General features: G+C 70.0%; 21 protein-coding genes and 1 tRNA gene. 13 read left to right on the top strand and 9 right to left on the bottom strand.

Annotated elements, in window-relative coordinates; genetic code table 11:
• The first annotated feature begins 170 nt into the window (after window positions 1–170).
• Complete coding sequence (locus IG63_RS0112325; RefSeq protein ID WP_342665960.1) at window positions 171–1,217, top strand: PHP domain-containing protein; 1,047 nt, start codon at window positions 171–173, stop codon at window positions 1,215–1,217.
• Window positions 1,214–1,762 carry a M48 metallopeptidase family protein gene (locus IG63_RS0112320; protein ID WP_030484667.1) on the top strand — a complete coding sequence of 183 codons (549 nt, stop codon included), beginning with the start codon at window positions 1,214–1,216 and terminating at the stop codon, window positions 1,760–1,762. Before IG63_RS0112325 ends, IG63_RS0112320 begins: the two co-directional genes overlap by 4 nt.
• On the opposite strand, the gene IG63_RS0112315 is transcribed toward IG63_RS0112320, so the two are convergent.
• Window positions 1,724–2,275, bottom strand: a complete 552-nt coding sequence (locus IG63_RS0112315) for an NUDIX hydrolase (RefSeq protein ID WP_030484666.1) — start codon at window positions 2,273–2,275, stop codon at window positions 1,724–1,726. The genes IG63_RS0112320 and IG63_RS0112315 overlap by 39 nt on opposite strands.
• The gene (locus IG63_RS0112310) at window positions 2,272–3,660 is read right to left on the bottom strand and encodes a zinc-dependent metalloprotease (RefSeq protein WP_084597079.1); all 1,389 of its coding nucleotides are present in this window, start codon (window positions 3,658–3,660) and stop codon (window positions 2,272–2,274) included. Before IG63_RS0112310 ends, IG63_RS0112315 begins: the two co-directional genes overlap by 4 nt.
• A gap of 56 nt (window positions 3,661–3,716) precedes the next feature.
• Here IG63_RS0112310 and IG63_RS0112305 point away from each other — a divergent pair, with 56 nt between their 5' ends.
• The 5 genes from IG63_RS0112305 to IG63_RS0112285 all read left to right on the top strand — a co-directional run bounded on the left by IG63_RS0112305 (window position 3,717) and on the right by IG63_RS0112285 (window position 9,236).
• The gene (locus IG63_RS0112305; RefSeq protein ID WP_030484664.1) at window positions 3,717–4,157 is read left to right on the top strand and encodes a molybdenum cofactor biosynthesis protein MoaE; all 441 of its coding nucleotides are present in this window, start codon (window positions 3,717–3,719) and stop codon (window positions 4,155–4,157) included.
• A 72-nt stretch (window positions 4,158–4,229) separates the two neighbouring features.
• Window positions 4,230–4,496: a hypothetical protein gene (locus IG63_RS0112300; protein ID WP_051706742.1), complete on the top strand. Its 267-nt coding sequence runs from the start codon at window positions 4,230–4,232 to the stop codon at window positions 4,494–4,496.
• An 81-nt stretch (window positions 4,497–4,577) separates the two neighbouring features.
• Window positions 4,578–5,687 carry a YlbL family protein gene (locus tag IG63_RS0112295; protein WP_030484662.1) on the top strand — a complete coding sequence of 370 codons (1,110 nt, stop codon included), beginning with the start codon at window positions 4,578–4,580 and terminating at the stop codon, window positions 5,685–5,687.
• Complete coding sequence (locus IG63_RS20710) at window positions 5,684–6,262, top strand: PPA1309 family protein (RefSeq protein WP_084597077.1); 579 nt, start codon at window positions 5,684–5,686, stop codon at window positions 6,260–6,262. Before IG63_RS0112295 ends, IG63_RS20710 begins: the two co-directional genes overlap by 4 nt.
• Entirely contained in the window at window positions 6,255–9,236 is a 2,982-nt protein-coding gene (locus IG63_RS0112285; protein ID WP_084597074.1) for a UPF0182 family membrane protein, read from the top strand. Before IG63_RS20710 ends, IG63_RS0112285 begins: the two co-directional genes overlap by 8 nt.
• A 126-nt stretch (window positions 9,237–9,362) precedes the next feature.
• On the opposite strand, the gene IG63_RS0112280 is transcribed toward IG63_RS0112285, so the two are convergent.
• Both IG63_RS0112280 and IG63_RS0112275 read right to left on the bottom strand, forming a co-directional pair.
• Window positions 9,363–10,943: an adenylate/guanylate cyclase domain-containing protein gene (locus IG63_RS0112280; RefSeq protein WP_030484659.1), complete on the bottom strand. Its 1,581-nt coding sequence runs from the start codon at window positions 10,941–10,943 to the stop codon at window positions 9,363–9,365.
• Window positions 10,940–11,440, bottom strand: a complete 501-nt coding sequence (locus tag IG63_RS0112275; RefSeq protein WP_169741793.1) for a thioesterase family protein — start codon at window positions 11,438–11,440, stop codon at window positions 10,940–10,942. The genes IG63_RS0112280 and IG63_RS0112275 overlap by 4 nt, the downstream gene beginning before the upstream one ends.
• 180 nt (window positions 11,441–11,620) lie before the next feature.
• Between IG63_RS0112275 and IG63_RS21555 the strand changes: the two genes are divergently transcribed.
• The 4 genes from IG63_RS21555 to IG63_RS0112255 all read left to right on the top strand — a co-directional run bounded on the left by IG63_RS21555 (window position 11,621) and on the right by IG63_RS0112255 (window position 13,995).
• Window positions 11,621–12,259 carry a J domain-containing protein gene (locus IG63_RS21555; RefSeq protein WP_030484657.1) on the top strand — a complete coding sequence of 213 codons (639 nt, stop codon included), beginning with the start codon at window positions 11,621–11,623 and terminating at the stop codon, window positions 12,257–12,259.
• Window positions 12,260–12,311: 52 nt separating this feature from the next.
• Window positions 12,312–12,385: transfer RNA gene (locus IG63_RS0112265), tRNA-Met, on the top strand.
• A gap of 182 nt (window positions 12,386–12,567) precedes the next feature.
• Window positions 12,568–12,792: a helix-turn-helix transcriptional regulator gene (locus IG63_RS0112260; protein WP_030484656.1), complete on the top strand. Its 225-nt coding sequence runs from the start codon at window positions 12,568–12,570 to the stop codon at window positions 12,790–12,792.
• A gap of 3 nt (window positions 12,793–12,795) precedes the next feature.
• Window positions 12,796–13,995, top strand: a complete 1,200-nt coding sequence (locus IG63_RS0112255; RefSeq protein ID WP_030484655.1) for a tyrosine-type recombinase/integrase — start codon at window positions 12,796–12,798, stop codon at window positions 13,993–13,995.
• Between the two features lie 39 nt (window positions 13,996–14,034).
• Here IG63_RS0112255 and IG63_RS0112250 read toward each other — a convergent pair whose 3' ends face one another.
• From IG63_RS0112250 to IG63_RS0112235, 4 genes are read right to left on the bottom strand one after another with little or no spacing between them, the layout of a single operon-like run.
• Window positions 14,035–15,342 carry a hypothetical protein gene (locus IG63_RS0112250; RefSeq protein WP_030484654.1) on the bottom strand — a complete coding sequence of 436 codons (1,308 nt, stop codon included), beginning with the start codon at window positions 15,340–15,342 and terminating at the stop codon, window positions 14,035–14,037.
• A complete protein-coding gene (locus IG63_RS0112245; protein WP_245604420.1) occupies window positions 15,342–15,731 on the bottom strand; it encodes a hypothetical protein in 390 nt (129 codons plus the stop codon). Before IG63_RS0112245 ends, IG63_RS0112250 begins: the two co-directional genes overlap by 1 nt.
• A 26-nt stretch (window positions 15,732–15,757) precedes the next feature.
• Window positions 15,758–16,294, bottom strand: a complete 537-nt coding sequence (locus tag IG63_RS0112240) for a hypothetical protein (RefSeq protein ID WP_036195382.1) — start codon at window positions 16,292–16,294, stop codon at window positions 15,758–15,760.
• Window positions 16,295–16,307: 13 nt separating this feature from the next.
• Complete coding sequence (locus tag IG63_RS0112235) at window positions 16,308–16,724, bottom strand: single-stranded DNA-binding protein (RefSeq protein WP_030484651.1); 417 nt, start codon at window positions 16,722–16,724, stop codon at window positions 16,308–16,310.
• A 365-nt stretch (window positions 16,725–17,089) separates the two neighbouring features.
• Between IG63_RS0112235 and IG63_RS0112230 the strand changes: the two genes are divergently transcribed.
• Entirely contained in the window at window positions 17,090–19,225 is a 2,136-nt protein-coding gene (locus IG63_RS0112230) for a DNA methyltransferase (RefSeq protein ID WP_157210153.1), read from the top strand.
• Window position 19,226: 1 nt separating this feature from the next.
• On the top strand, window positions 19,227–23,573 hold the full coding sequence (locus IG63_RS0112225) for a DEAD/DEAH box helicase (RefSeq protein ID WP_030484649.1): 4,347 nt from the start codon (window positions 19,227–19,229) through the stop codon (window positions 23,571–23,573).
• A gap of 95 nt (window positions 23,574–23,668) precedes the next feature.
• On the opposite strand, the gene IG63_RS0112220 is transcribed toward IG63_RS0112225, so the two are convergent.
• The coding region (locus tag IG63_RS0112220) for a type IV secretory system conjugative DNA transfer family protein (RefSeq protein ID WP_157210152.1) at window positions 23,669–24,425 on the bottom strand (757 nt) is incomplete at its 5' end.

Below are 24,425 nucleotides of genomic sequence, written 5' to 3'. Positions count from 1 at the left end.
CCTAGAGCCGCTCGCGGCGCTGGTCAATCCACCGTCCGGGCCAGGTTGTGCACCGCCTGTGGATAACCCTGTGGACGGCTTGGGGACATCTCCGCCCCGGGTGTGGACCTCGCCACGAGGGCCTGTGGACCGCGGGCGCGTCCGTCGGTGCGCTCGCGCACAATGGCGGGGTGGTCCTGGGTCCTGTCGCCGCGTTGCGCCGCATCGCCTTCCTGCTCGAGCGCAGCCGGGCCGAGACCTACAAGGTCAAGGCCTTCCGCTCGGCCGCGGCGACCCTGCTGCCGCTCGGCGAGGAGGTCGAGGAGCGGGCCCGGGCCGGCACGCTGCGCGAGCTCCCCGGCATCGGGGCCTCGACCGCCGAGGTGGTCGAGGCCGCGGTGCGCGGAGAGGTGCCCGAGCGCCTGGCCAGGCTCGAGCGGGAGGTGGGGGGCCCGCTCGTCGAGGGCGGCGACTCCCTGCGGGCGGCGCTGCGCGGCGACCTGCACTCCCACAGCGACTGGTCCGACGGCGGCTCGCCGATCGAGGAGATGGCCTTCACCGCGGTCGAGCTCGGCCACGACTACCTCGTGCTGACCGACCACTCGCCCCGGCTGCGGGTGGCCAACGGGCTCTCCGCGGCCCGGCTCGCGCGACAGCTCGACGTCGTCGACGCCGTCAACGACCACCTCGAGGGCAGCCCGGAGCACCGCCACTTCCGGCTGCTGCGCGGCATCGAGGTCGACATCCTCGACGACGGCTCGCTCGACCAGACCGACGAGATGCTCGCGCGGCTCGACGTGCGGGTGGCCTCGGTGCACTCCAAGCTGGCGATGGAGCCCGACGCGATGACCCGCCGCATGGTCGCGGCGGTGCACCACCCCTTCACCAACGTGCTGGGCCACTGCACCGGCCGCCTGGTGACGGGCAACCGCGGCACCCGCGCGGAGTCCCGCTTCGACCCCGAGCAGGTCTTCGGGGCGTGCGCCGAGACCGGCACGGCGGTCGAGATCAACGCCCGCCCCGAGCGGCGCGACCCCCCGACCCGGCTGCTGCAGCAGGCGATCGAGCTGGGCTGCCTCTTCTCCATCGACAGCGACGCCCACGCCCCCGGCCAGCTCGACTTCCAGGTCTACGGCTGCGCCCGTGCCGAGGAGCTCGGCCTCGACCCCGACCGGGTGGTCAACACCTGGCCACGCGAGCGGCTGCTGGCGTGGGCGGCCTCCAAGCAGGCGTCGTGAGCGCCCCCGAGGTCGAGGTACGCCGCTCCCGGCGGCGCACGCGCACGGTGTCGGCCTACCGCAAGGAGGGGCGGGTGGTCGTGCTGATCCCCGACCGCTTCACCCGGGCGGAGGAGGCCGAGTGGGTCGCCACGATGCTGGGACGGCTCGAGCGCTCGGAGCGACGGCGCCACCGCGGCGACGACGAGCTGCAGCGGCGGGCGGTCGAGCTGGCCGCGCAGTACCTGCCCCCGGGCACGCGGGCGACCTCGGTGCGCTGGGTCGGCACCATGACCACCCGGTGGGGGTCGTGCACCGCCGCCACCGGCGAGATCCGGCTCTCCGACCGGCTGCGCCGCACCCCGGCCTGGGTCGTCGACTACGTGCTGCTGCACGAGCTCGCGCACCTGGTCGAGCCCAACCACTCGCGTGCCTTCTGGGCCCTGGTCGACGCCTACCCGCGGGCCGAGCGGGCCAAGGGCTTCCTGGAGGGCCTGGCCCTGGGCGACGCGGGGAAGTCGGGTGACTCAGCCGACGGCACCGACGCGGGCGAGACCGAGGCCTAGCAGCTCGTGCAGGTCGGCCTCCTCGGTCGGCAGCCCGGTCACCGGCCACCACCGCAGCGCCAGCGACTCGTGGTTGAGCACCGGCTCGGCTCCGGCCGCCGCCCGGGCGACGAAGCGCACGTCGAGGTGGTCCACCGGTCCCCGCGGGTCGCAGAAGGCGACCTCGTGCCGCGACAGCTGCACCGGCACCGGGTCGAGCACCAGGTCGGGCAGCCCCGACTCCTCGGTGGCCTCCCGCAGCGCGGCGGCCGCGAGGGTGGCATCACCCGGCTCGAGGTGCCCACCGAGCTGGAACCAGCGGCCGGCCTTGGCGTGCAGCTGCAGCAGCGCGCGCTCCCCGTCGTCCGAGAGCACCAGCGTGCTGGCCGTCAGGTGGTCGGGGAAGCAGCCGCGCCAGACCCCGTCGGGACGGGCCCGCAGGTGGTCGACGTACGCCGCGCGCAGCGACTCCTGCTCGGGGGTCGGCGCCTGCCAGCGCGTCAGGGCGTCGTAGGCCGCGGCGTGGAGGCTCACGCGTCGGGCTTGCCGGTGCCGCCGCCCTGGTCGCCGCCCTGGTCGCCGTCCTCGTCGCCGCCCTGGCTGTCGCCCTCGTCGCCGAGCAGCTTGCCGAGCTCGCGGTCGAAGTCGGCGTCGCTGAGCTCGGGCACCTCGGAGATGTCCTCGCGGAAGCCCAGCGGGTCGTCGAGGTCGTCGGGCGTGGGGAGCAGGTCGGGGTGGGCCCAGACGGCGTCGCGCGCCTCCTGGCCCTGGCGCGAGCGCAGCGAGCCCCACAGCGTGGAGGCGTCGCGCAGCCGGCGGGGCCGCAGCTCCAGGCCGACGAGCGCGGCGAAGGTGTCCTCGGCCGGGCCACCGGCCGCACGGCGCCGACGGATCGCCTCCTGCATCTTGCCGGCCGCGGGCATCCGCTCGGAGGTGGCGAGACCGACGACCTCGTCGACCCACCCCTCGACGAGCGCGAGGATGGTCTCCAGGCGCACCAGCGCGGCCTTCTGCTGGGGTGTCTGCTCGGGCTCGAAGAGGCCGCCCTGCAGTGCCTCCTGCACCGCCTCGAGGTTCTGCGGATCGAGCTGGCTCATCGCCTGCTCGATGCCGGAGACGTCGATGGTGACGCCGCGGCCGAAGTCCTCGACGGTGGCCAGCAGGTGCGCGCGCAGCCACGGCACGTGGGCGAAGAGCCGCTGGTGGGCGGCCTCGCGCAGCGCGACGTAGAGCAGCACGTCGTCCTCGGTCACGTCGAGGCCCTCGGCGAAGGCCTTGACGTTGTGGGGGAGCAGCGCGGCGGTGCCCTCCGGGCCGAGCGGCAGCCCGATGTCGCTGGCGCTGAGCACCTCGGTGGCCAGGCCGCCGATCGCACTGCCGACCTGGCTGCCGAACATCGCGCCCCCGGCCTTGCCGAGCATGCCGAGCAGCGGGCCGGCCATCGCGCGGGCCTCCTCGGGCATGGCGTTGCCCATGGCCCCCACGACGTGCTCGGCCACGGGCTCGACGAGCCGGCGCCACACGTCGGTGGTCTTCTCGATCCACTCCGCACGGCTCCAGGCGACCGCGGTGGTGACCCCGGAGGGCAGGACCGTGGCCGTGTCGAGCCAGTGGTCGGCGAGCCGCACCACGTCGGCCACGCGGGCCCGGTCGGAGGCGTCGGGGCTCGGGTCGGGCTCCTGGGCGCAGGTGCGGCGCGCGACGTCGGTGGCCAGCGACCAGTTCACCGGGCCGTCGTACGGCGCCATCATCGCCTGCACCTGCGACATAAGCGCCGACAGGTCGGGCATGCCGGCGCCGCCCTGGCCGCCCTGGCCGCCCTGGCCCCCGAACGCGGAGAAGATCTGCTCGAAGGGCGTGCCCTTGAAGGGGTTCTGGTCGTCGCCGTTGCCGCTGGGGCCGCCGGGAGTGCTGCTCATGCGCTCCACGGTAACGCCCTGCCCTGAACGAGACCTGAGCCGTCTAGGCTCAAGGTGTGAGCCCTCGAGACCACTCCCCGGCGGTGCGACTGCTCGACCTGCGGGAGCAGCCGCTCGACCCGGCCGAGGTGCTGGCGGCGGTCGCCGACCCGCACGCGGGCGGCGTCAACCTCTTCGTCGGCGTCGTGCGCGACCACGACGGCGGCGAGCACGTCGCGCACCTCGACTACTCGGCCCACCCCACGGCCCTCGACCGGCTCCGCGAGGTCGCGGAGGGCGTGGTCGCCGACTTCGAGCTGGTCGCCGTCGCCGCCGTGCACCGGGTCGGGCGCCTGGCCATCGGCGACACCGCCGTGCTCGTGGCCGCCTCCGCCGCGCACCGCGGCCAGGCCTACGACGCCTCCCGCGCCCTCATCGACCGGCTCAAGGCCCAGGTGCCCGTCTGGAAGCACCAGGTCTTCGCCGACGGCCGCGAGGAGTGGGTCGGTACCCCCTGACCAACCGCGCCGACCCGGCGTGTCGGGGGAGGGGTGGCGCGTCTGCGCGGTCACCATGGCGAGGTGGAGATCATGCTGTGGTGGCTGCCGCCCGCCGTCGTGACGCTGGGCGCGATGGTGTGGGTGAGCTGGCTCGGCCGCGCCCGCTCCGAGGAGCCCGACCGCTCCGAGGCCGCGCAGGCCCGCTTCGCCGCGGCGATCCAGCGCGACCTCCCCTCCGGCGTACGCCGCGGCCCCGGGCGGCCCCACGAGCGCAGCACCGGCATCGCCGTGCGTCCCAGCCAGCGGCCCAGCCAGCGGCCCCAGTCGACGGAGACCGGGGAGCAGCGCTCGGCCTGAGCCCCGGTCTGGCCCGTGGTGTGGCCCGTGGTGCGGGTGGTGGGTCCGCTGCGTGTTGTGGCCGGATGAGAGAGTGACGGCATGTTCGGCGGCCAACGGCGGCGGTCGCGCGGGACCCTGGCCGTCCTGCTCGCGCTCACCCTCCTCGTGATCACGGGGTGGCTCGCGCTGCGGCAGCCGGTGCCCTACGTGACCTTCTCCCCGGGCCCCACGGTCAACGTGCTCGGTGACTCGGGCGACGAGCCGATCATCGAGGTCGAGGGCGAGGAGTCCTTCCGCGACGACGGCGCCCTGCGTCTGGTGACGGTGGTGCCGAGCGGCCCGGAGCAGAAGGTCGACCTCTTCTCGCTGCTGCGGGCGTGGGGCGACCCCGCGGTCGACGTGCTGCCCTTCGCCTCGGTCTACCAGCCGGAGGACACCCGCTCCAGCGTGCGCGAGCAGTCGGCCGCCCAGATGACCTCCTCGCAGGACAACGCCGTGGCCGCCGCGCTGGCGGCTCTCGACATCGACTACGACGTGGGCGTCGGCGTCGCGTCGGTCGACCCCGACGGCCCCGCCGCCGACCGGCTGCAGCCCGGCGACGAGGTGCTCCGCGTCGACGGCACCCGGGTCGACACCGTCGACCGGCTGGTCTCGCTGGTGCGCGGCCAGGACGTGGGCAGCACCGTGACCTTCGACGTACGCCGCGACGGCGAGCGCGTCACCGAGCGCGTGCGCACCGTCGCGGCCCCCGACGGCGGCCGCGGCAGCGCCGTCCGCATCGGGGTGGGAGAGTGCTGCTACGACTTCCCCTTCGAGGTCTCCCTCAACCTCAGCGACAACATCGGCGGGCCCTCGGCCGGCCTGATGTTCGCCCTCGGCATCTTCGACGTCCTCACGCCCGGCTCGCTGACCGAGGGCAAGGTCGTGGCCGGCACCGGCGAGATCGACGCCGAGGGCAACGTCGGGCCGATCGGCGGCATCCGGCAGAAGCTCGTGGGCGCCCAGGACGACGGCGCCGAGCTCTTCCTGGTGCCCGGCGACAACTGCGCCGAGGCGCTGACGGCGAGCTTCGACCCCGAGGAGATGCGCCTGGTCCGGGCCGACTCCCTCGCCGAGGCGGTCGACGACGTCCAGGCCTGGGTCGAGGACCCCGACGCCGAGCTGCCCCGGTGCACCTCCGACGCCTCCGCGGCAGGAGCCAGGCCATGAGCGACGACGTGAGCGACGACGTGGCGCCGGACGCCGAGCTCGGCGACCCCGACGCCGAGCGCACCGCCGCGCTGCGGACGGCCGTGCGCGAGGTCGAGGCGCACGCCGCGGCGGCGGGCTGGGACCGCCCCGCGCAGGTCTTCGCCCTGGTCGACACCGCCGACCTGCTGCGCCACGAGCCGCAGCTCGCCTCGGTGCTCGGCATCGACGCGGCCGAGCCCGCGGGGCTGACGCCGGTGGAGCAGGAGTCGGCGGTCGAGAGCCTCGAGCAGCTGCTGCCCACCATCGCCTGGCCGCCGGAGGTCGCCGGCTGCGCCGTGGTGCTCGAGGCGAGCACCGAGCCCCCCGGCGCCGAGGCGCCCGCCGCGTCGGAGGCGCGCGTGGTCGCCGGCGTGCTGCGCACCGGCCAGAGCTGGTGCGCCATCCGGCAGCGCGCGCACGACGACGACACCCTGGTGCTGGGCGGCGAGGACCTCGTGCCCACCCTCCTAGAGTTGCTTCACGCCACCTTCGTCCCCGACCCAGGCGACGCGGACACCGAACCGGAAGGCCCCACGGAGAGCCACCATGAGTGACTTCTTTTCCGATCGACCCACGGGCGCTGGGGGCGGTGAGGGCGGCGGTCGGCAGACGGCCACCCGACCCCCCGGCGGCCCCCGCCGTCCCGGTCCGCTCGCGCTCACGATCGTCGTGGTCGCGGCGCTGGTCGTGGGCTTCTCGCTCTTCGCCGGCATCTGGACCGACCGGCTGTGGTTCAACAGCATCGGCTTCGGCTCGGTCTTCAGCACGCTGATCTGGACCCGGGTCGGTCTCTTCACCGTCTTCGGGCTGCTCATGGCCGTCGTGGTCGGGGTCAACCTGTGGATCGCGTTCCGCTTCCGGCCGCTCTTCCGCCCCGCCTCCCCGGAGCAGGCCAACCTGGAGCGCTACCGCGAGGTGGTCACGCCGATCCGTCGCTGGCTGCTGATCGGCGTCTCGCTGGTCGTCGGCGTCTTCGCCGGCATCTCGGCCACCGGCACGTGGCGTACCTACCTGCTGTGGCGCAACGGCGAGGAGTTCGGCACCAACGACCCCTTCTTCCGGCGCGACCTGGGCTTCTACGTCTTCGACCTGCCGTGGTGGCACTTCCTGACCGACTTCATGATGACGGCGCTCTTCATCGCCATCGCGCTGGCCGTCGTCGTGCACTACCTCTACGGCGGCATCCGGCTGCAGGCCGCCGGTGACCGCTTCACCCCCGCCGCGGTCGCCCACCTCTCCGCGCTCGCCGGCATCTTCCTGCTGCTCAAGGGCGTCGACTACTGGCTCGACCGCTTCGACCTGACCTCCCAGACCGGCGCGCTCGTCACGGGCATGACCTACACCCGCGACAACGCCGTGCTGCCCGGCAAGACGATCCTGATGTACGTCGTGGCCATCTGCGCGATCCTCTTCTTCGTCAACGTGTGGCGCCGCACCTGGCTGCTGCCGAGCGTCGGCGTGGCCCTCTTCGTGGTCTCGGCGCTGCTGCTCGGCGCCGTCTGGCCCGGCCTGATGCAGCGCTTCCAGGTGCGCCCGAGCGAGCCCGACCGCGAGTCGCAGTACATCGCCCGCAACATCCAGGCGACCCGTGACGCCTTCGGGGTCCAGGAGACCGAGACGACGTCGTACGCCGCCAGCACCGAGCTCGAGGCGCAGGAGCTGGCCGACAACGCCGCCTCCACCGAGGGCGTCCGCCTCGTCGACCCCGAGGTCGTCACCAACACCTTCCAGCAGCTGCAGCAGGTGCGCGGCTACTACAGCGTGCCCGACGTGCTCGACGTCGACCGCTACGAGATCGACGGCCAGCAGCGCGACGTCGTGGTCGCGGCCCGCGAGCTCAACCAGGCGGGCCTCCCGGAGAACCAGCAGACCTGGTCCAACCTCCGCACGGTCTACACCCACGGCTACGGCCTGATCGGCGCCTACGGCAACCAGAGCGCCAAGGCCGACGAGACCAACAGCGCCGACGGCGCCCCGGTCTGGGCCGAGGAGGACCTGCCACCCCGCGGAGCGATCAGCGACCGGCAGCCCGACGGCACCTACCAGGCGCGGATCTACTTCGGCGAGAACTCCCCCGACTACTCCATCGTGGGCCAGCCCGACGGCTCTGACGCCAACATCGAGCTCGACATCCCCACCGGCGGCACCGACGAGGACGAGGGCACGACCAACACCTACGACGGCGCCGACGGCGTCGGGGTGGGCAACATCTTCAACAAGTTGCTGTACGCCGTGAAGTTCGGCGACGCCAACATCGTGCTCTCCTCGCGTGTCAACGAGAACAGCAAGATCCTCTACGACCGCAGCCCGCGCGAGCGGGTGCAGAAGGTCGCGCCGTGGCTCACGGTCGACAACGACGCGCTGCCCGCCGTCGTCGACGGACGGATGGTGTGGCTGCTCGACGGCTACACCGTCAGCGACATGTACCCGCAGGCGGAGAAGCGCTCGCTGGAGGACATGACCAGCGACGCGATCAACCCGCGGTCGACCTTCGCGACGCTGCCGACCGACCAGATCAACTACATGCGCAACGCCGTGAAGGCCACGGTCGACGCCTACGACGGCACCGTCACGCTCTACGAGTGGGACGAGGAGGACCCGGTCCTCAAGACCTGGAGCAAGGCCTTCCCGGGCGTCGTCGAGCCCCGCTCGGAGATCCCCGAGGCGCTGCTCTCGCACATGCGCTACCCGCAGGACCTCTACAAGGTGCAGCGCGAGATCCTCGCCCGCTACCACGTGCTCGACCCCCGCACCTTCTACGAGGGCAGCGACGCTTGGCAGGTGCCGTCCAACCCGGTGGAGGCGCGCTCGACCAACAAGCAGCCGCCCTACCGGCTCTCGGTCACGCGCCAGAACGAGGAGGAGCCGACCTTCTCGCTCACCTCGACCTACACGCCCAACAACCGGCAGAACCTCGCGTCGTTCATGTCCGTGGGGGCCGACGCCTCCGACCCGGACACCTACGGGCAGTTCGAGATCCTGCGGCTGCCGAGCAACACCCAGGTGCCGGGGCCGGCGCAGATCGCCAACCAGTTCCAGAACGAGCCGAAGGTCGCGGAGGCGGTGCGCCCCTTCCGCCAGAGCGACGCCGAGGTCGTCTACGGCAACCTGCTGACGCTGCCGGTCGGCGGCGGCCTGCTCTACGTGCAGCCGCTCTACACCGTCCGGTCCGGCGGCGACGGCGCCTACCCGCTGCTGCGCTACGTCGTGGCGTCCTTCGGCGACGAGGTCGGCATCGGCACCAACCTGGCCGAGGCGCTCGACGACGTCCTTGACTCCTCCGGCAGCACCACCACGCCGCCCGACGAGGGCGACTCGGGCGACGAGGGCACCGACCCCGAGCCCACGCCCGCCCCGGGCGGCGGCGAGCCGCTGCCCGAGGAGGCGCTGGTGCTGCTGCAGCAGGCCGACGAGAAGTTCGCCGAGGCCGACCAGGCGCTGCAGGACGGCGACCTGACCGGCTACTCCGAGGCCGTCGACGAGGCCCGTGCCCTCGTCGAGCGGGCCCTCAACACGCAGGCGCCGTAGCGGCTCGAGGCGGCGGCTCAGCAGGCGGCTCAGCAGGCGGCGAAGTCACTGGTCAACCAGTGACTTCGCCGCTTCGCCATGGTGGTGTCCTTGGCGAAGCGGGAGACTTCCTGGCGAGGTGGCCCCTCACCCCGCGCGTACGCCGCCGCGCGCCAGCACCGAGCACGCCGTCTCGGTGGCACGTCCGCGCAGGGTGACCGCGTCGTACGCCGTCCAGTGGCGCGCCTCGTCCTTGCCGGCGTCGTCGACGGTCGCGGTGGCGACGAGCACCCGGCCCTCGACGTCCTTGGCGAGCTCGGTGAGCCGGGCCGCGGCGTTCACGGCGTCGCCGATGACGGTGTACTCGAAGCGCGACTCCTCGCCGACGTTGCCGGCGACGGCCTCGCCGGTGGCGACGCCGATGCCGGCGTCGAGCTCGGGCACCTCCTCGGCCAGCCGGGCCGCCATCGCCCGGGCGGTGGCCAGGGCGCGCGCGGCGTGGTCGGGCATCTCGACCGGGGCGCCGAAGACCGCGAGGGCGGCGTCGCCGATGAACTTGTTGACCAGTCCCTCGCGCGCGGCCACCTCGGCCACCACGACGGAGAAGAAGCGGTTGAGCAGCTCCACGACCTCCGCGGGCTCCCGCTCGGAGGCGAGCGTGGTGGAGCCGACGATGTCGACGAAGAGGACGCTGACCACGCGGGTCTCACCGCCGAGCTCGACGTCGCCCCGGGCCGCTGCCGCGGCGACCTCCTTGCCGACGTGGCGGCCGAACATGTCGCGCAGGTGCTCGCGCTCCCGCAGCCCGCTGACCATCTGGTTGAAGCCGACCTGCAGCTGGCCCAGCTCGGTGCCGTCGTAGACCGTCACCGCCTGGTCGAGCTCGCCGCGCTCGACGCGCTGCATCGCGTCGCGCACCGCGAGGATCGGCGCCACGACCGCGCGCGCGTTGAGCCAGGTGACGAGCAGGCCGAAGGCGAGCACCACGCTGCCCAGCACGAGCATGATCACCGCGAGCCGGGTGGCGCCGAGGTCGTCCTCGAGCCCGCTGAGCGCGAGCAGCGACACCACGATCAGCCCGACGACCGGGGCCCCGGTGCCCAGGCCCCAGAAGAGCACCATCCGGCGCCGTACGCCGAGGCGGCCGGTGCGCACCGGCTCCTCCCCGGCGAGCGCCCGCGCCGCGATCGGCCGCAGCGCGAACTCGGTGAAGAGGTAGGCGATCGCCGTCACGACGACCGAGGCGATGCCGACGGTGAGCCCGGTGCTCAGGGCGCGCTCGGGCTGCACCACGACCGCCAGGCCGGTGAAGAGCACCGTCGCGGTGGCCCACAGCGTGGCCTGCACCTTGGTCAGGAACCACGGCACCCCGAGCGCCCCGATGCGCTGCTCGCGGGTCGGCACCTCGTCGCGGTAGGCCCAGCGCAGTGCGCGCAGCGCCCCGGCGGTGCCCCAGACGACGCCCACCGCCAGGGCGGCGGCGACGTAGACCGGCACGCCGATGGCGAGGGAGAGCACCGTGCCGGAGTTGGCCGACGGGCCGGGGATGACCAGGGCGGAGAGCACGAAGACGACCCCGGCGCCGATCACGTTGGTCGCCACGAGCAGCACGGTGAGCAGCAGCTGCACCCGCACCCGCAGCCGCCGGCTGCCCTGCTCCTCCGGACCGAGCAGCACCGACCCGTACGCCGCGGCGTCGCCCGGGGACCCGCTCGGCGACGTGCTCATCGGGCTCCCCGCAGCGCCATGGCGCCGCTCAGCTCGGGCTGCCACGGCAGCCCGCGGTGCTCGGCAGCGAGCCGGTCGAGCTCGGCCGCCGCCGGCGCGGGGAAGGGCGCGAGCCGCCGGGTGCCGTGGTCGACGTACGCCTCCAGCGCCTCCATGCTGGCCGCCACCCGGCCCTCGTCGTGGTCGAGCAGGTAGCTGACGAGGTGGAGCATCCGCTCGTCGCGCCCGACGACGCGCAGGTGCACCGAGACCTCGGCGCCGACGAGCACCTCGCGGCGATAGGTGAGGTACTGCTCCAGCGCGAAGAGCCCCCCGCCGTGGCTCGCCTCGGTGTCGAGGCCGTACGGGCCGAAGAGCTCCCACTCGGCGTCGTCGAAGGTGCCGAGGTAGTGGCGCACGTTCATGTGGCCGTTGCTGTCGCCGTACGCCGCCGACACGCGCCGTCGCGGCGGGGCGGGCAGGCCGGCCGCCTCGTCGTACGTCGGGAGGGCTCGCACGGTGCACATCATGGCGGAGGGGTTTGAGTCAACGCCGCAGATGGGTAGTGACTAGACCAATCGCGGCGATTCTCCGCAGCCGGGCTTCCGGACTGTCGGGGCGCAGCCGCACCGTGTCATCCTCTGGCGCACCGCGTGCGTGGGGGATGCGGATCGTCACCGGGGGGAGGCGCAACACCAGTGGACCGAGTCGATGAGCTGACCGACCATTACGACGTGCTCGAGCTCTCGCCCGGCGCCGCCGACGACGAGGTCAAGCGCGCCTACCGGCGTCTCGCCATGACCCACCACCCCGACCGCGGCGGCTCGATCTCTCGCTTCGTGCAGGTGCAGCGGGCCTACGACGTGCTCGGCGACCCGCAGGCCCGCGCGACCTTCGACGCCGACCTCGCCGCGCGGCGTACGCGCATGAGGACGGAGGCGCGCGCCGCCGCCGAGCGCGAGCAGCGCCGCCGCCGGGCGGAGCGTGCCCGCAGCGCGGGCGTCCGCGGTGCCGACGTGGAGCAGGTCTACCTGCTCGACCAGCCCGGCGACCGCGTCACCGTGCCGCTCGGCTCCGGCCGCACCATCGAGCTGCGCGAGCAGGGCACCTGGGTCTTCCGCGGTCGCGGCGACCTCGGCACGGCGGGCGGCCCCGCCGGCGACCTGCGCGTCGTCGTCCGCTGGTCGCCGCAGCGCGAGCGCCACGAGGCTCGCCGTCGCCTGCTCAGGCGCGTCGGCGTCGACACCGCCGACACCGTGACGGCGATGCTGCTCGGCATCATCGCCGCCCTGCTGCTGCTCCTCCTCGGCGCCGTCGCCGCCTCCCTGCTGCTGTAGCCACAGCCGATTTGGCGTCGCCGGAGCCGACGAGTAAAGTCAGGCGTGCCGACGCGGGGTGGAGCAGCTCGGTAGCTCGCTGGGCTCATAACCCAGAGGTCGCAGGTTCAAATCCTGCCCCCGCTACAAAGTTCAGGCGTGGGATCCGGTCGGATCCCACGCCTGAAAGCATTTTGATTTGATCCACCCTCCAAGAACCCTCCACATTGAGTGCGGAAACGTCGCTCCTCGCCTCGTTCGGGTGAGCCAGTTCCGACCGCTGCCGGTCCCTTCCGATGCATGCGGCGCCGGACGCGCACCTGAAGTGCATGAGCACCCATCACCTCGACGGTCTCGACCAGCTCATCAGCATCGACGAGCTCTCCGACTACCTCGGCGTACCCGTCAAGACGATCTACGACTGGCGCCTGACGGGCCACGGTCCCTGTGCGATCCGTGTCGGTCGGCACCTGAAGTACGCGATCTCGGATGTTCGCGAATGGCTGGCGAGCCAGCGCGAGAGCGTGCCGGGACGGGCTGGATCTGGGAAGTGACCAATGGCTAGGCCGCGCACGCCGATCGGAACATTCGGCGACATCGACTTCACGGCGCTCGCGGCCGGGCGGTCACGAGCGCGGACCCGGGTTCGCGACTTCGACGGCCAGGTGCGTCGCGTGGAGGCGACGGCGTCGAGCAGGAAGCTCGCTGAGCACCGGCTCAAGGAGAAGCTCGCGCAGAGGGCAACGCACGTCGGTGGCAGTCGTCAACTGACACCCGACAGCTCGTTCAAGGAGCTCGTGGAGGTCTGGCTCGCCGACCTGGACCTCGAAGGTGGATTGGCGCCGAGCACCAGGGCTCTCTACGAACGCAACATGCGTCAACTGGTGATGCCGGCGTTCGAGCACTACACCCTCCGCGAGGTCACGATCGGCCGGATCGAGCCGTTCCTCAAGTCGCTGGCGGCCAACAAGAGCTACAGCTATGCGAAGCAAGCGAAGACCGTCTTGAACCTCGCGCTCGGGCTGGCCGCCCGTTACGAGGCGATTCCGAAGAACCCGGTCCGAGAGGCGAAGCGGATGAAGAAGCCTCCGTCTGAGGCGGTCTCGCTCACGCACGACCAGGTCGATGCGATCCGGGCGGCGGCCAGGGCCTGGCGTCGTGGCCCAGGCGTTCCGGGCCCACCGCCTGATGGTCAGCTCGAGCAGATCATCGAAGTCATGCTGGGCACGTCCGCCCGCATCGGTGAGGTGCTCGCCATCCGGAAGTGCGATGTCGACGTCACTCGCACGCCTTCGACGGTCCTCATCTGCGGCACCATCGTCTCTCCGAAGGGACGGCCGACCGTGCGCCAGCCGCACCCGAAGACGACGTCGTCGACCAGGCTCGTCTCGGTCCCGAGCTTCACGGCGGCTGTTCTGCGGGAGCGGCTCGTCGTTCTTGCTGACGAACCGCCAGACCGCCTTCTCTTCTTCAGCCGCAACCGCACCCCTCTGACGACGAACAACGTGCGACGTCGGCTGCGAAGTGTCCTGAGCGACGTTGGCATCACGGGCGTCACGCCGCACGCCTTCCGCCGTACGGTCGCGACCGTCGTCGATCGCGCCGGCGGAGCGGAGCTGGCTGCGGAGATGCTCGGCCACAGCTCGTCGGAGATCACGAAGAAGCACTACATCGAACCTGACCGCACCGTGAATCCGCTGACCGCGGAGATTCTCGAATCGCTGGCGCCCCGGCGACGCGATGACGAGATGGAGTAGCGGCCTACCCCGTCGCGGCTGATGCCGAAGCGGGTCGGCTCACATGCCGGGAACGTCTGGGACGCTCCCTTTGGTCGGCCGGTGAATGAGGGCGGCGTGCAGTTCGTCCCGGCTCGTGCTGGCCGACGAGATGGTCGGCTCTTCTGGAGGTCGCAGGTGCTCGCGCGCGGTTCGAATGACCTGAAGGTCGGCCGCGCGGACAACGGGTACGAAGCGTTCGCGGACAGGGTGGACCAAGCGCCCGTCGCCGCTGACCAGTCGTGGGACGGTCACGCGCTGGACGAACGCTCCTCGCTCGACTCCGGATTCGAGGATGTCGGTGATGCGTGCATCGACCAGACGGAAGAGCGCCTGGAAGCCGCCGAGCATCCTCGGCTCGATCACGGTGGCTGGTCTCAGCGCCTTGAGGCGACTGACAGCGTTGGCGGCCTCGCCCGCGGCGGCCGTGCCGTTGCCGAGCCGTCCTCCGATGTTGCGTAGTTCGCGCTGGATGCGTGAGTAGGTCTCTGCTCGGGCACCCCATTGCCCAGCGAGGCCGGGATCGATCCGTTGGGCGTATGGCACGAGACCAGCGCTTAGCAGTCGCTGCGAGTCGACGACCAATCGTAGGTTCATCGCATCGGCGAAGGATGCCAGCCTCACGAGGAGGTTGTGCTCGGCTTGGAGGACGCCGAGCACACCGGGCCTTGCTGGCCCTCCGATGGGCTTGGTTCGCGGGCGCCAGCCGGTCTGGTCGACGCTGTAGTCAGGCTGGCCGAGGCTGACATCCAAGGCCGTGGCCAACGCCGCCCAGCCGAGACGATCGCATCCGGCGATGGACTCCCAGCCGGGGGTGTTGCGGTACCGGCGATCGAGTACGACGAGGGCCTGACTGATCGCCGCCACGTCGCCCGCGATCGTTCGCGCCTGCGCAGCGGTGAGGTGGATCGCCTGATCGGGCGCCGTGTCGTGCTCGGTGAGAGCCGCAGCGCGTGCTGCGAGACGCCAGTGCTCGACGACGCTGTTCGCGCTGGGGGTCGTGAACTCCTGGCTCGACGCCGGTCGCGTCGTCGCCTGATCGCGAGCCGTCTCCAAGGCCCGAGCAAACTCAGCCACTGCGGCGCCGTGGTCGCTAGCCGCACGGAACGGGTCAGCGGGTTTCTGCGGAACGTTCGGAAAGGTGAGCGGCCGTGCCACTCCTATGGCTTGCGCGCTCCAGACGAGAACGGTCTGCCGGAATCGCAGGATCTGTCGGCCCGCCGCGGCGCGCTCCGCGGACGAGTCTTCGGCGAGGCGGCGCATGATCCGGTGCTGGCGCAGCAGCGCAGCCAGCTCTGTGCGCATCTGGGCGCCGTTCTCGCCGTACATCAGCCGATGTCCAGGTCGTGTGCGTCGACGAGCATCGCGAGGATCAGCTCGACCGACAGGGCGTTGATGCCGTAGTTCTCGAGTTCCCTGATCGCGCTGCTCGCGGCGAGCAGGATGTTGCGGTCGTCGGTCAGGTCCTCGCTGTCGAGAGCCGGGCAGTCGTCCCCATGGACGCGATCGAGCTCGAGCAGAGCGCGCTCGTACGCCGAGGATGCATCTAGGGTCAGCGCTCGGTCAGCGAGTGCCGCGACGTAGGACCTCGCTTGAGCGAGCGTCTGCGCGTGGGGGACAAGCATCGTCCCTCCTTTCTGTCGGTCGGATGCCGACGGTGATCCGGAAGTTGTCGTCTGGCTGTCGCTGCTCTGACTTCTGTGGATGAGCCCGCGCACGGGCTGGCCGTGGCGACTTCCTGGGCTCACCCGATGAGCGGCTGGCCCGCGATCGCTGCGATCCGACGCCGACGCATGACGTCCCCTCGGACGAACTCCGCGAAATCTTCGTCCCGATTCCGGATCTCGATCTCGGCGCCGACCTGGGGCGCTGACTCGCCCGGCCAAGTCGTCTGCCGCGTGGGCCGGTCGCGATCGAGGCGCGTGCCGCAGATCGAGACCCAGTCCCGCAGGCGGTAGCGAGCATCGGAGAAGTCGCGCATCCACGCGATCGGAGCCGACGGTGACGCAGACTCGTGGTAGCAGTTCAGCCAGTGGCAGTGGAGAGCGGAGAGTTCCCAGACGAGCTCGTCGTGGCGGTGCCAGTAAGGCGGCACGATGTTCGGCGGGAGGCCGAACGTGCTCTTGAGCCACTTCACCCAGTGGTCGAGGTCATGCCACTCGACCTCGGCCTGCTCAGCGTCGAGGAGGTTCCAGTTGATCGGGGCCGGTGGGCGTTCGAGCAGGTCGGTCACGCTGCGGTAGGCGTCACCGTCGTCGGGCTCCTCCGGGAACGGGCTCATCGCGGTGCTCTGGCTAGAGGCCGACGGCGGGTGGCTGGGGGACGGCGGTCAGCGGCCCGTCAGCGGCGTGCCGACCGCGCTGGACGACGTAGTCGGTCTTGTTGACGTTGTGGCCGACCTTCTTGGCGACGAACTCTTCCTTGATGACGCTGGCGCCGCCCCGGCTCCCGACTTCGTACTCGTGGACGTAGCCGCTGGCGACGAACGAGTCGCCCTTGCGAAAACGGGCGTAGGTCTCGCGGGCGGTGCTCTCGAACGAGACCATGTCGTGGAAGGTCGGTTCGAGCTTCGTGAAGCTACCGTCGACCTCCTTGCGCCACTGCTCGACGCCGATGCGCATGCGGCAGCACTCGTCGCCGGCCTTGGTGAAGTGAAGCTCCGGCGCTGAAGCAACGAAGCCGACCAGGCTCATCTGGGTGGGGATGGACACTTTCTCTCCTGACGTCAGGCGGCGCCCTGTAAAGGGCCATGTCAGGGATTAGGTGTGCCCGCGGCGCCAGTCGACGAGTGGCGCAGCCCCAACGGGCGGCGGTGGGCCTGCTTACCGTCCCCGCTCTTCGACAGAAACTGTCGGCTGGGGCAAGGGCATCCGGCAGAATGAGTCGAGCCCTATTGATCGCGAAGCACGGAGACAGCAGCAGCATGACGTCCGACCGCCACCAGCCGAGTTGGTTGCTGGCGATCCAGCAGCACTTGAGGCCCGAAACGACTCAGGAGCTCCTTGTCGCTGCGCGACGCACGAGTGAGGACGGGCCGGGCCGGCTCCCGAGTTGGTCGCTCCTCGACGCGGGCCTGATGCCCGTCGCTGAGCTGTCCGGGTTCGCACATCGCGAGGCTCGACGCCCCCGGCCGATCTACGGCGCGCACAAGTGGTTCGCCCGTCGGCTGGGCACCGCGTTCCGGAGTCTCCTCGTTGCCGCCGCGACCGACGCTGACGGCAACTTTTGGGACGGCTACTACGGCGCCGCGAATCTCCGTGGAATCACCGTGCTAGACACCTTCGTCGGTGGCGGCACCGCGCTCGTCGAAGCGCAGCGCCTCGGCGCAACCGTCATCGGCTTAGACGTAGATCCCGTCGCAGCCGCGGTGAGCCGATTCGAGCTCAGCGCGGCTGACCAGCCTGACCCCGAGGATATTCTCCAAGCTCTCCAGGCCGCCGTCGCCGACAAACTAGCGAAGTACCACAGGGCCGCCGATCACACCGCCGAGACGGTCGTACACCACTTCTGGGTCCAGACCGTCGAGTGCCGGACCTGCCACGAGGCCATCCATGCTCATCCAACGTGGCAGATTGCAGTCGACACGCCCCCGAGCAAAACCCTTCAAGGGGGGATCCCATCTCGCAGTGCCGATCAACACGTGCTGTGCAGGCATTGCAACGAGATCCTTACTCGACCCGCGGACAGGTCCAAGGTCCGGTGCGGCCGCTGCGCTCGCACGACCGTAATCGCTGACGGGAACGTCAAGAGCGGCACGATCACCTGTCCGCATTGCGCCACCACCGAGCGGCTCATCGATGTCGCCGCCCGAACCCAGCGTCCGCCGCAGTGGCACCTGTTTGCGCTTGAGGTCATCAGCGCGGACGGCCCACGGCGCCGCAGCATGCGGCAGCGCCACTTCCGCGCCGCGACCTCCGCCGACCGCGCCCTCGTCGACGGGGCCGCGGCCGCGCTCGCAGAGCGAGAGGCGCACAAAAGGGGATTTATCCCAGCAACGAGGATTCCGACCGACCGCGTCGACGACCGACTCATCCGGTACGGATACCGGCGCTACCGTGACCTGTTCAACCCTCGGCAACTCCTGCACCTTTCCCTACTCGCCGAAGCGATCCTTGAGCTGCCCGACGGTCAGCGAGAGGTCGCTGCGCTCGCGTACTCCAACCACCTCACGACGACCTGCATGCTCACGTCGTACGCGGCTGGGTGGCGCCGCCTCGTCCCGCTGTTCTCGATCCGCGCGTATCGCCACGTCCCGCGGCCCGTCGAGGTGAACCCGTGGCTCGACGGAACCGGACGGGGGACGTTTCCGAATGCGCTGCGGCAGGTCGCCGCTGCGATCGCCTATGCGAAGGACCCCCGGGAGCTGACGGTCGATGGATTCACCCAGGTCCCTGCCGTCGCGCCGGAGAAGCAGGCGCGGATCTACTGTCAGAGCTCGGAGGACCTCTCCGCGATAGAGGCCGGATCCGTGTCGTTGCTGCTGAGCGACCCGCCGTACCTGAACAACATCGCATATAGCGAGTTGTCGGACTTCTTCGCTCCGTGGCTGAGGATGCTGAAGATCACGAGGGGCATTCCCGCAGGTCAAGCCCGCGAGACGAGCCTCGCGGCCGGAGACCGGAGTGCCGATGCCGCGGCCGTGTTCGCACGCCGTCTTGGTAAGTGTTTCCGGCAGGCCGAACGCGTCCTCGCTGCCGACGGCCGGGTCGTTTTCACATACCAGCACGCGTCGGCGACCGGCTGGCACTCGCTTGGTCAGGCCCTGGCGACCGCCGAGCTCGTACCGGTCAACGTCATCCCCCTCCGGGGTGACGGCGGGTTCGGACTGCACGCACACAAGGGGAGCAGCATCTTCGACGCGATCCTCATCCTCCGACCCTGTGACAAGGCACGCCCGGCCGCTGCGTTCGACGATGACGTCGCACTTCCGACACTCACGCTCTCTCGGCAGGGTGAGGCCTTGGCGCGCGCCGCAGCCGAGAGGTGGGCCAGCGAGCTGGCGAAGAAGCTACCGGGGCTATTCCGCGAGCCAGACAGGATCAACCTGCTGCGCGCGCACCTCGTCGCGGGCGCCCTCGCCGAGCGCCAAGCGAGGAAAACTGCAGTCAGCGGGTGCGTCAGCGAAGGCGGGCGGTCGCTGCACGACGCCCTTGACGACATAGGCCCATCCGCAGCAGTCGGACCGTCCATCCAGAACGTGCAAGGAGCCTGAGATGCCGAGGCTGAGCAAGCACACTCTTGGGGCCTACCTAGCCTCTGGGTGCGATCGGCAGCTCGCGCTGTCCCTCGCCGCGGACGCCGCCCCGCTCGCCGGAGGCGTCACCGAACCTGACCAGCTCGGCATGCCACCTAAGCAGGGGGTTCGTCCGGGCATCCAACTGATTACGAAGGCCGGCCGCGACTGGGAGCAGAAGAAGGTCGAGGATCTCGAAGCGACATTCCCGACCGGAACCGTTATCGGCAATCCCGTGATGACGACCAACCAGGCCGGAACGCAGGTGTTGTCGCATTACACCGTCCAGCAGCTTGCAACCGCGCTGCCAACCGCGGCCGCTGGACAGTTCCTCGTTGAGTGCCAATTCACGATCGAGCGGACGTTCCGCCGTGAGTTCGGCGCCAACGCCGGCGCGTTGGCTACGCTCGACTTCTCCGACCTTCGCCCTGACATCATCCAGGTCAGCGACGCGGCCATCTGGCCCGAGGGCGATGAAGTCCTGCCCGACGGGACGACGTCCGCGTACGACGCGACCGATCACCGCCTCCGGCTCCGGATCATCGACATCAAGCTAACCGCGGAGCCGTCGCCCGGATACTTCGCAGAGGTCGTCTACTACTCCATCGCGCTCGCCGGGTGGCTCAAGGACAACAACCTCGACTCGGACTACCTCGTGATGACCGAGGCGGCCGTCTGGCCAGGGTCACACGACGCTGCCGCCGTCACCGTTGCGCAGCAAACCGCTGCCGCGAACGGCAGTGTCGTGACGATGCCTGATCTCCTTGTCGCGCTCGAGGCGGACCTCGAAGCCGCGCCGTTCGTCGTGTTCAGCTTGTGGCTCAGGGACTTCTTCGCAGAGACACTCCCGCGCGTCGTCGCGGCGATGCCGCAGTGGCAGACCCTCACGTGGCACGTCGACAACAGCTGTAAGAATTGTGACTGGGTTGGCCAGCAGTGGTTGCTCCCCAACGGACAGCCAGGTTGGCACAACGACCAGTGCATGCCGGAGGCTGCAGCAACGAACCATCTGTCCCGGATCGCTTTCCTCACCAAGGGCGCCGCCCAGGCCCTTCGCGCGCAGAATGTTCACGACGTCAATGCCCTAGCGACCCTGCAGCCCGGGCACGGCGCGTTCAACACTCACCAGGGCCTGCGTGCCGGACGTACAATCGTCGGCGCGCGCGCCACTACGCTGCAAACGAACACGCCTCCGCAGGCGGCGCCCGGTGCCGGGACTAGCGCTGTGATGCCAGGCTGGGCCGACTTGAAGATCCGCGTCTCGACGTACTTCGACGTCGGTTCCGGGATCACGATCGCGTTCGGCATCGACGCCTACCAGTCCGCAAACCCCCGATTGGGCACGCAGGCGAACACCTGGCGAACCCAGATCTTCGTCGTCGACCGCAAGGACCTCAACGACGAATGCGACAGGTTGCTTGCATTCCTCACCGCGCTTGAGCAGATCCTCACCACCGTTCAGGCGAGCTCCGCGCAAGCGACCTACCAGGTGTACGTCTGGGACCAGGCCCAGTACGAGCACCTCACCCGTGTCATCGGCCGGCATCTGGACCGAATCCTCGATCCGAACAGTGGCGTGCGGGACCTTGCGTGGCTTTTCCCGCCAGATGAGATCGCTCCAAACCCAAGCCTCGCGACCCGCCAGAGCCCCGTCACGATCGTCCGAGAGGCCGTGAAGTCGCTCGTCGGCGCCCCCATACCGCACTACTACTCGCTGCTCGAACTCGCCGGCCAATACCAACCGAGCTGGCAGAACCCGGCCTTCGCAATCAACCCGCACCCGTTGTTTCACGATCCGTTGTCCGACCAGGTTCCGTCCGAACGGGCCCACGAGATCTGGAGTCGGCTGCGTGCCCGTAGTCGTCCGGGCGGCGGCACATCGCGCGACTACCAGCAGGTGATCGCCGACCTGCGAAACAACGTCCAACTGCGTCACAGCGCCCTGCGACTGGTCATCGATCGGCTAGGTGAGGACCTTCGCGGCCAGTTGAAAAGCCAGGCCCCCCGGATCGGTGTCGGCCCGTTCGCGAACCAGACAGGTCTCGCTGCAGACTCGCACCTATGGCTCGCGCACGCGAAGCTCGACGCCGAGCTGAACAAGGTTGAGGCGTACACAAACCGAGCGATGGGCGTCGAGGAGCGTGAGGCCCGCTTCGAGGCAGCCCGGCTCACACGGCGACTCACGCCGCAGCAGGCAGCCACATACTTGGGAGGCCCCGACCAGCGGCTCATCAGCGGCGAACGGCGCGTCTACGAACTCGGGCCACTGAGTCGCGAGGCAAAGGTGAAGGACGGCGACATGGCTCGCTGCCTTTCCCCAGCGGCAGATCCGCTGTTCCTGGATACCAGCTTGTTCACGATGCAGAATCTGCCGGGCATGCCGAATCTTCAGCAGTACCAACTGCGCTGGCGCCTCGACCAGGCCACCGAATGCAGCGTTGTCAGGTTCGACCGCGCGAACGGGTTCATCGTCGTCGACGTGCGCAACCCAGCGATCGTAACCGCCCTCGAGAACAATGGGCACAACCTCAGCACCGACGTTGTCCTCGACCGCGTCCCGACCGACTTCGTCACTCGCAAGATCGCCGGAGCGCTGCATTTCATCGGCAACCCTCCGCTGGCCCAGGCGTCCGCATCGCCACTGGCTGCTCGCGCGACAGGGCAAAACCGCCGCACCAGGGGCGCGCGGCCCACGCCAGTGACGAGTGCCGCCGAAGTGCTCTGGTCACCGGGACGCCTCTCGGGACTTCCGGTCGTGCGCGACATGGCTGCCGCGCAAGCCGCCTTGGCGGCGTGCAACGGCCTGAACCCGAGTCAGCAGCAGGCCTGGCAGGACGCCCTCACGCGACGCCTCACCCTCATCTGGGGACCGCCCGGTACGGGCAAGAGTCACACGCTTCGTACGATCGTCACGGCCGCATGCGCCGCCGCACATGCGGCGGGTGAGTCGCTGCGGGTGCTCGTCACCGGAGGCACGTACACAGCGATCGACACAGTCGTCGGCACCGGCCTCGCTGGCGCTATCGCCAACGTCATGCCGAGCGTCAACGTTGGAATACATCGCGTCCGGTCCTCATTCCGCAGCGACCAACCCGAGCTCGGCGTCGCCGACGTGCCGCTCTCGAAGCGCAACCTCAGTCAGACCGCCCAGGACCTGCTCGACGAGTTGACCGCGCCGACCGGGATCACGGTCGTGTCGGCGACGACTCAGCAGGCGTACAGCCTGACTGAAGCAGCGAACATCCACACGGGCGGTCGCGACGAACCCGGGGCGGAGTTGTTCGACCTGGTCATCATCGACGAGGCCAGCCAGGTTGACGTCGCCAACGCGACTCTGCCGCTGATCGCAGCCGCTATGCACGCCGCAATTGTTGTGTGCGGCGACGACCTTCAGATGCCACCAATCCATGCTGCTGAGCCACCGCTCGGCCTCGAGACAATGGTCGGCTCTGTGTACGGCTACCTCGCAGAGGTTGGCAGGGTTGCACCGTCACCGCTTGAGACGAACTACCGGTCGAACAGCGAGATTGTCGAATTCGTCCGGAGCTCCGGGTACGCCAATCTCACCGCGCACTCACCCGATCTTCGCCTCAACCTTCTCGCTCCCGTCCCTGCGGCCGCTCCGCCCGGCTGGCCGACGACGTTGCCCTACGACCCCGGGTACGCCGCGCTCCTCGACGTCGACCAACCCACGACCGCATTCGTCTACGCGGAAGGCCTCGCCAGCCAGTGGAACGAGTTCGAGGCGCAGACGACCGCCGCCCTGGTCCGACTTCTGTTCGGGCGCCTTGCTGACCAGCTCGACGACGACATCCCGCCCGGGAAGACCCAGCCGCTTCCACCGAGCACAACGCTCTACCCAATCGACACGTTCTTCACCAAGGGTGTTGGCGTGGTCACCCCTCATAGGGCCCAGCAGAGCCTGGTCATCGCGCGGCTCATTGATGCGTTCCAGGGCGTTGCTGGCGTCACCGACGAGCTAATCAGGTCTGCGGTCGACACCGTTGAGCGGTATCAGGGTCAACAACGTGACGTCATGATTGCGACGATGGCGCTTGGCGACCCCGACTCGATTGCCGACGAGGACGAGTTCCTCTACGGCCTGCGCCGGTTCAATGTAATGGCGTCGCGCGCCCGCGCGAAGGTCATCGTCTTGGCGACGCAGGAGGTTGCGATGCACATGCCGACCGAGGTCGATGTGATGCGCGATTCCGGCCTTCTCAAGAGCTACCTGGGGCGGTTCTGCGGACGAGAGACACCAATGTCTCTGCCGTGGCTAAAGAACGGCGTCCTCGAGACGCAGCCCGGGTTCCACCGAAGGCACTGATCCGCCACCAGCGTCGGCGAAAGCGGCAACACGTGAGGCGGGTGCCGTGTCCGGTGGGCGCCCGCATCTTCTGAGCCGACCGATGGGGGAGCCGATTATCGATGGCCCCATGAGCGAAGGCTGGTGACGATCGGCGGGGCGCTTCGCAGTAGTACAAGCCCTGTGCCGAAAGGCAGGGTTCGGATTCGCTCTGGCGGCATGACCGCAACCCGCCGGTTCGACCGCTGGAGCGAGCGCTGTCCGTAGTCGCCGATGCTCACTGTGTCGGTGCGCTCGTCGCGTTCGCCGATGAGGACCGATAACTCCTGGAGGTCCTTCGAGGCCGACGCACCGCCGAGGATGACCTTTACGATCGATGCGTCCCAGATCGTGCTGGCCGCATGGTCTCCCCACTTGTTGCGCGCCTGGGCCAGCGACTGCAGAACTGGCATCGTCGTGATCCCGGTTCCACCTCCCTCCGCCATCAGGACGGGTAGCGAGGGGAGGGGTGCGAGGTTGCCGATCTCGTCGAGCGCCATGAGGACGGGAGGGTCCAGGCGTGATCCGGGTGATGCGGCGGCGAGATGGCGGGCAACTTCTGTGAGGTCTTCCATGAAGGCGGCGACGAGGGGCCACGACGCACCTGCGCCGGCTCCCGTGGCGAGCAGGTAGAGCGTGCCGTTCTGGGTGAGGAAGTCGCGCGGGTCGAACGCCTCGCCGGGTTCAGGGCTGACGGCGTCCAGCACGGCGGGGTCGGCGAGGCACGAGAGAGCTTGAACCGCCCCGGCGAGTCCGGAGGCTGGGTTTGATGGCTCAGCCGGTCGGCTGGAGCCCGTTTCTTGCAGCGTAGTGAAGTTCCTCGGCTGCGATCGG

The sequence above is a fragment of the Nocardioides aequoreus genome (assembly GCF_000720335.1).
GTDB lineage: Bacteria > Actinomycetota > Actinomycetes > Propionibacteriales > Nocardioidaceae > Marmoricola > Marmoricola aequoreus.
The sequence above is the reverse complement of the archived record's forward strand: the minus strand, read 5'-3'. Positions and strand labels throughout refer to the sequence as shown.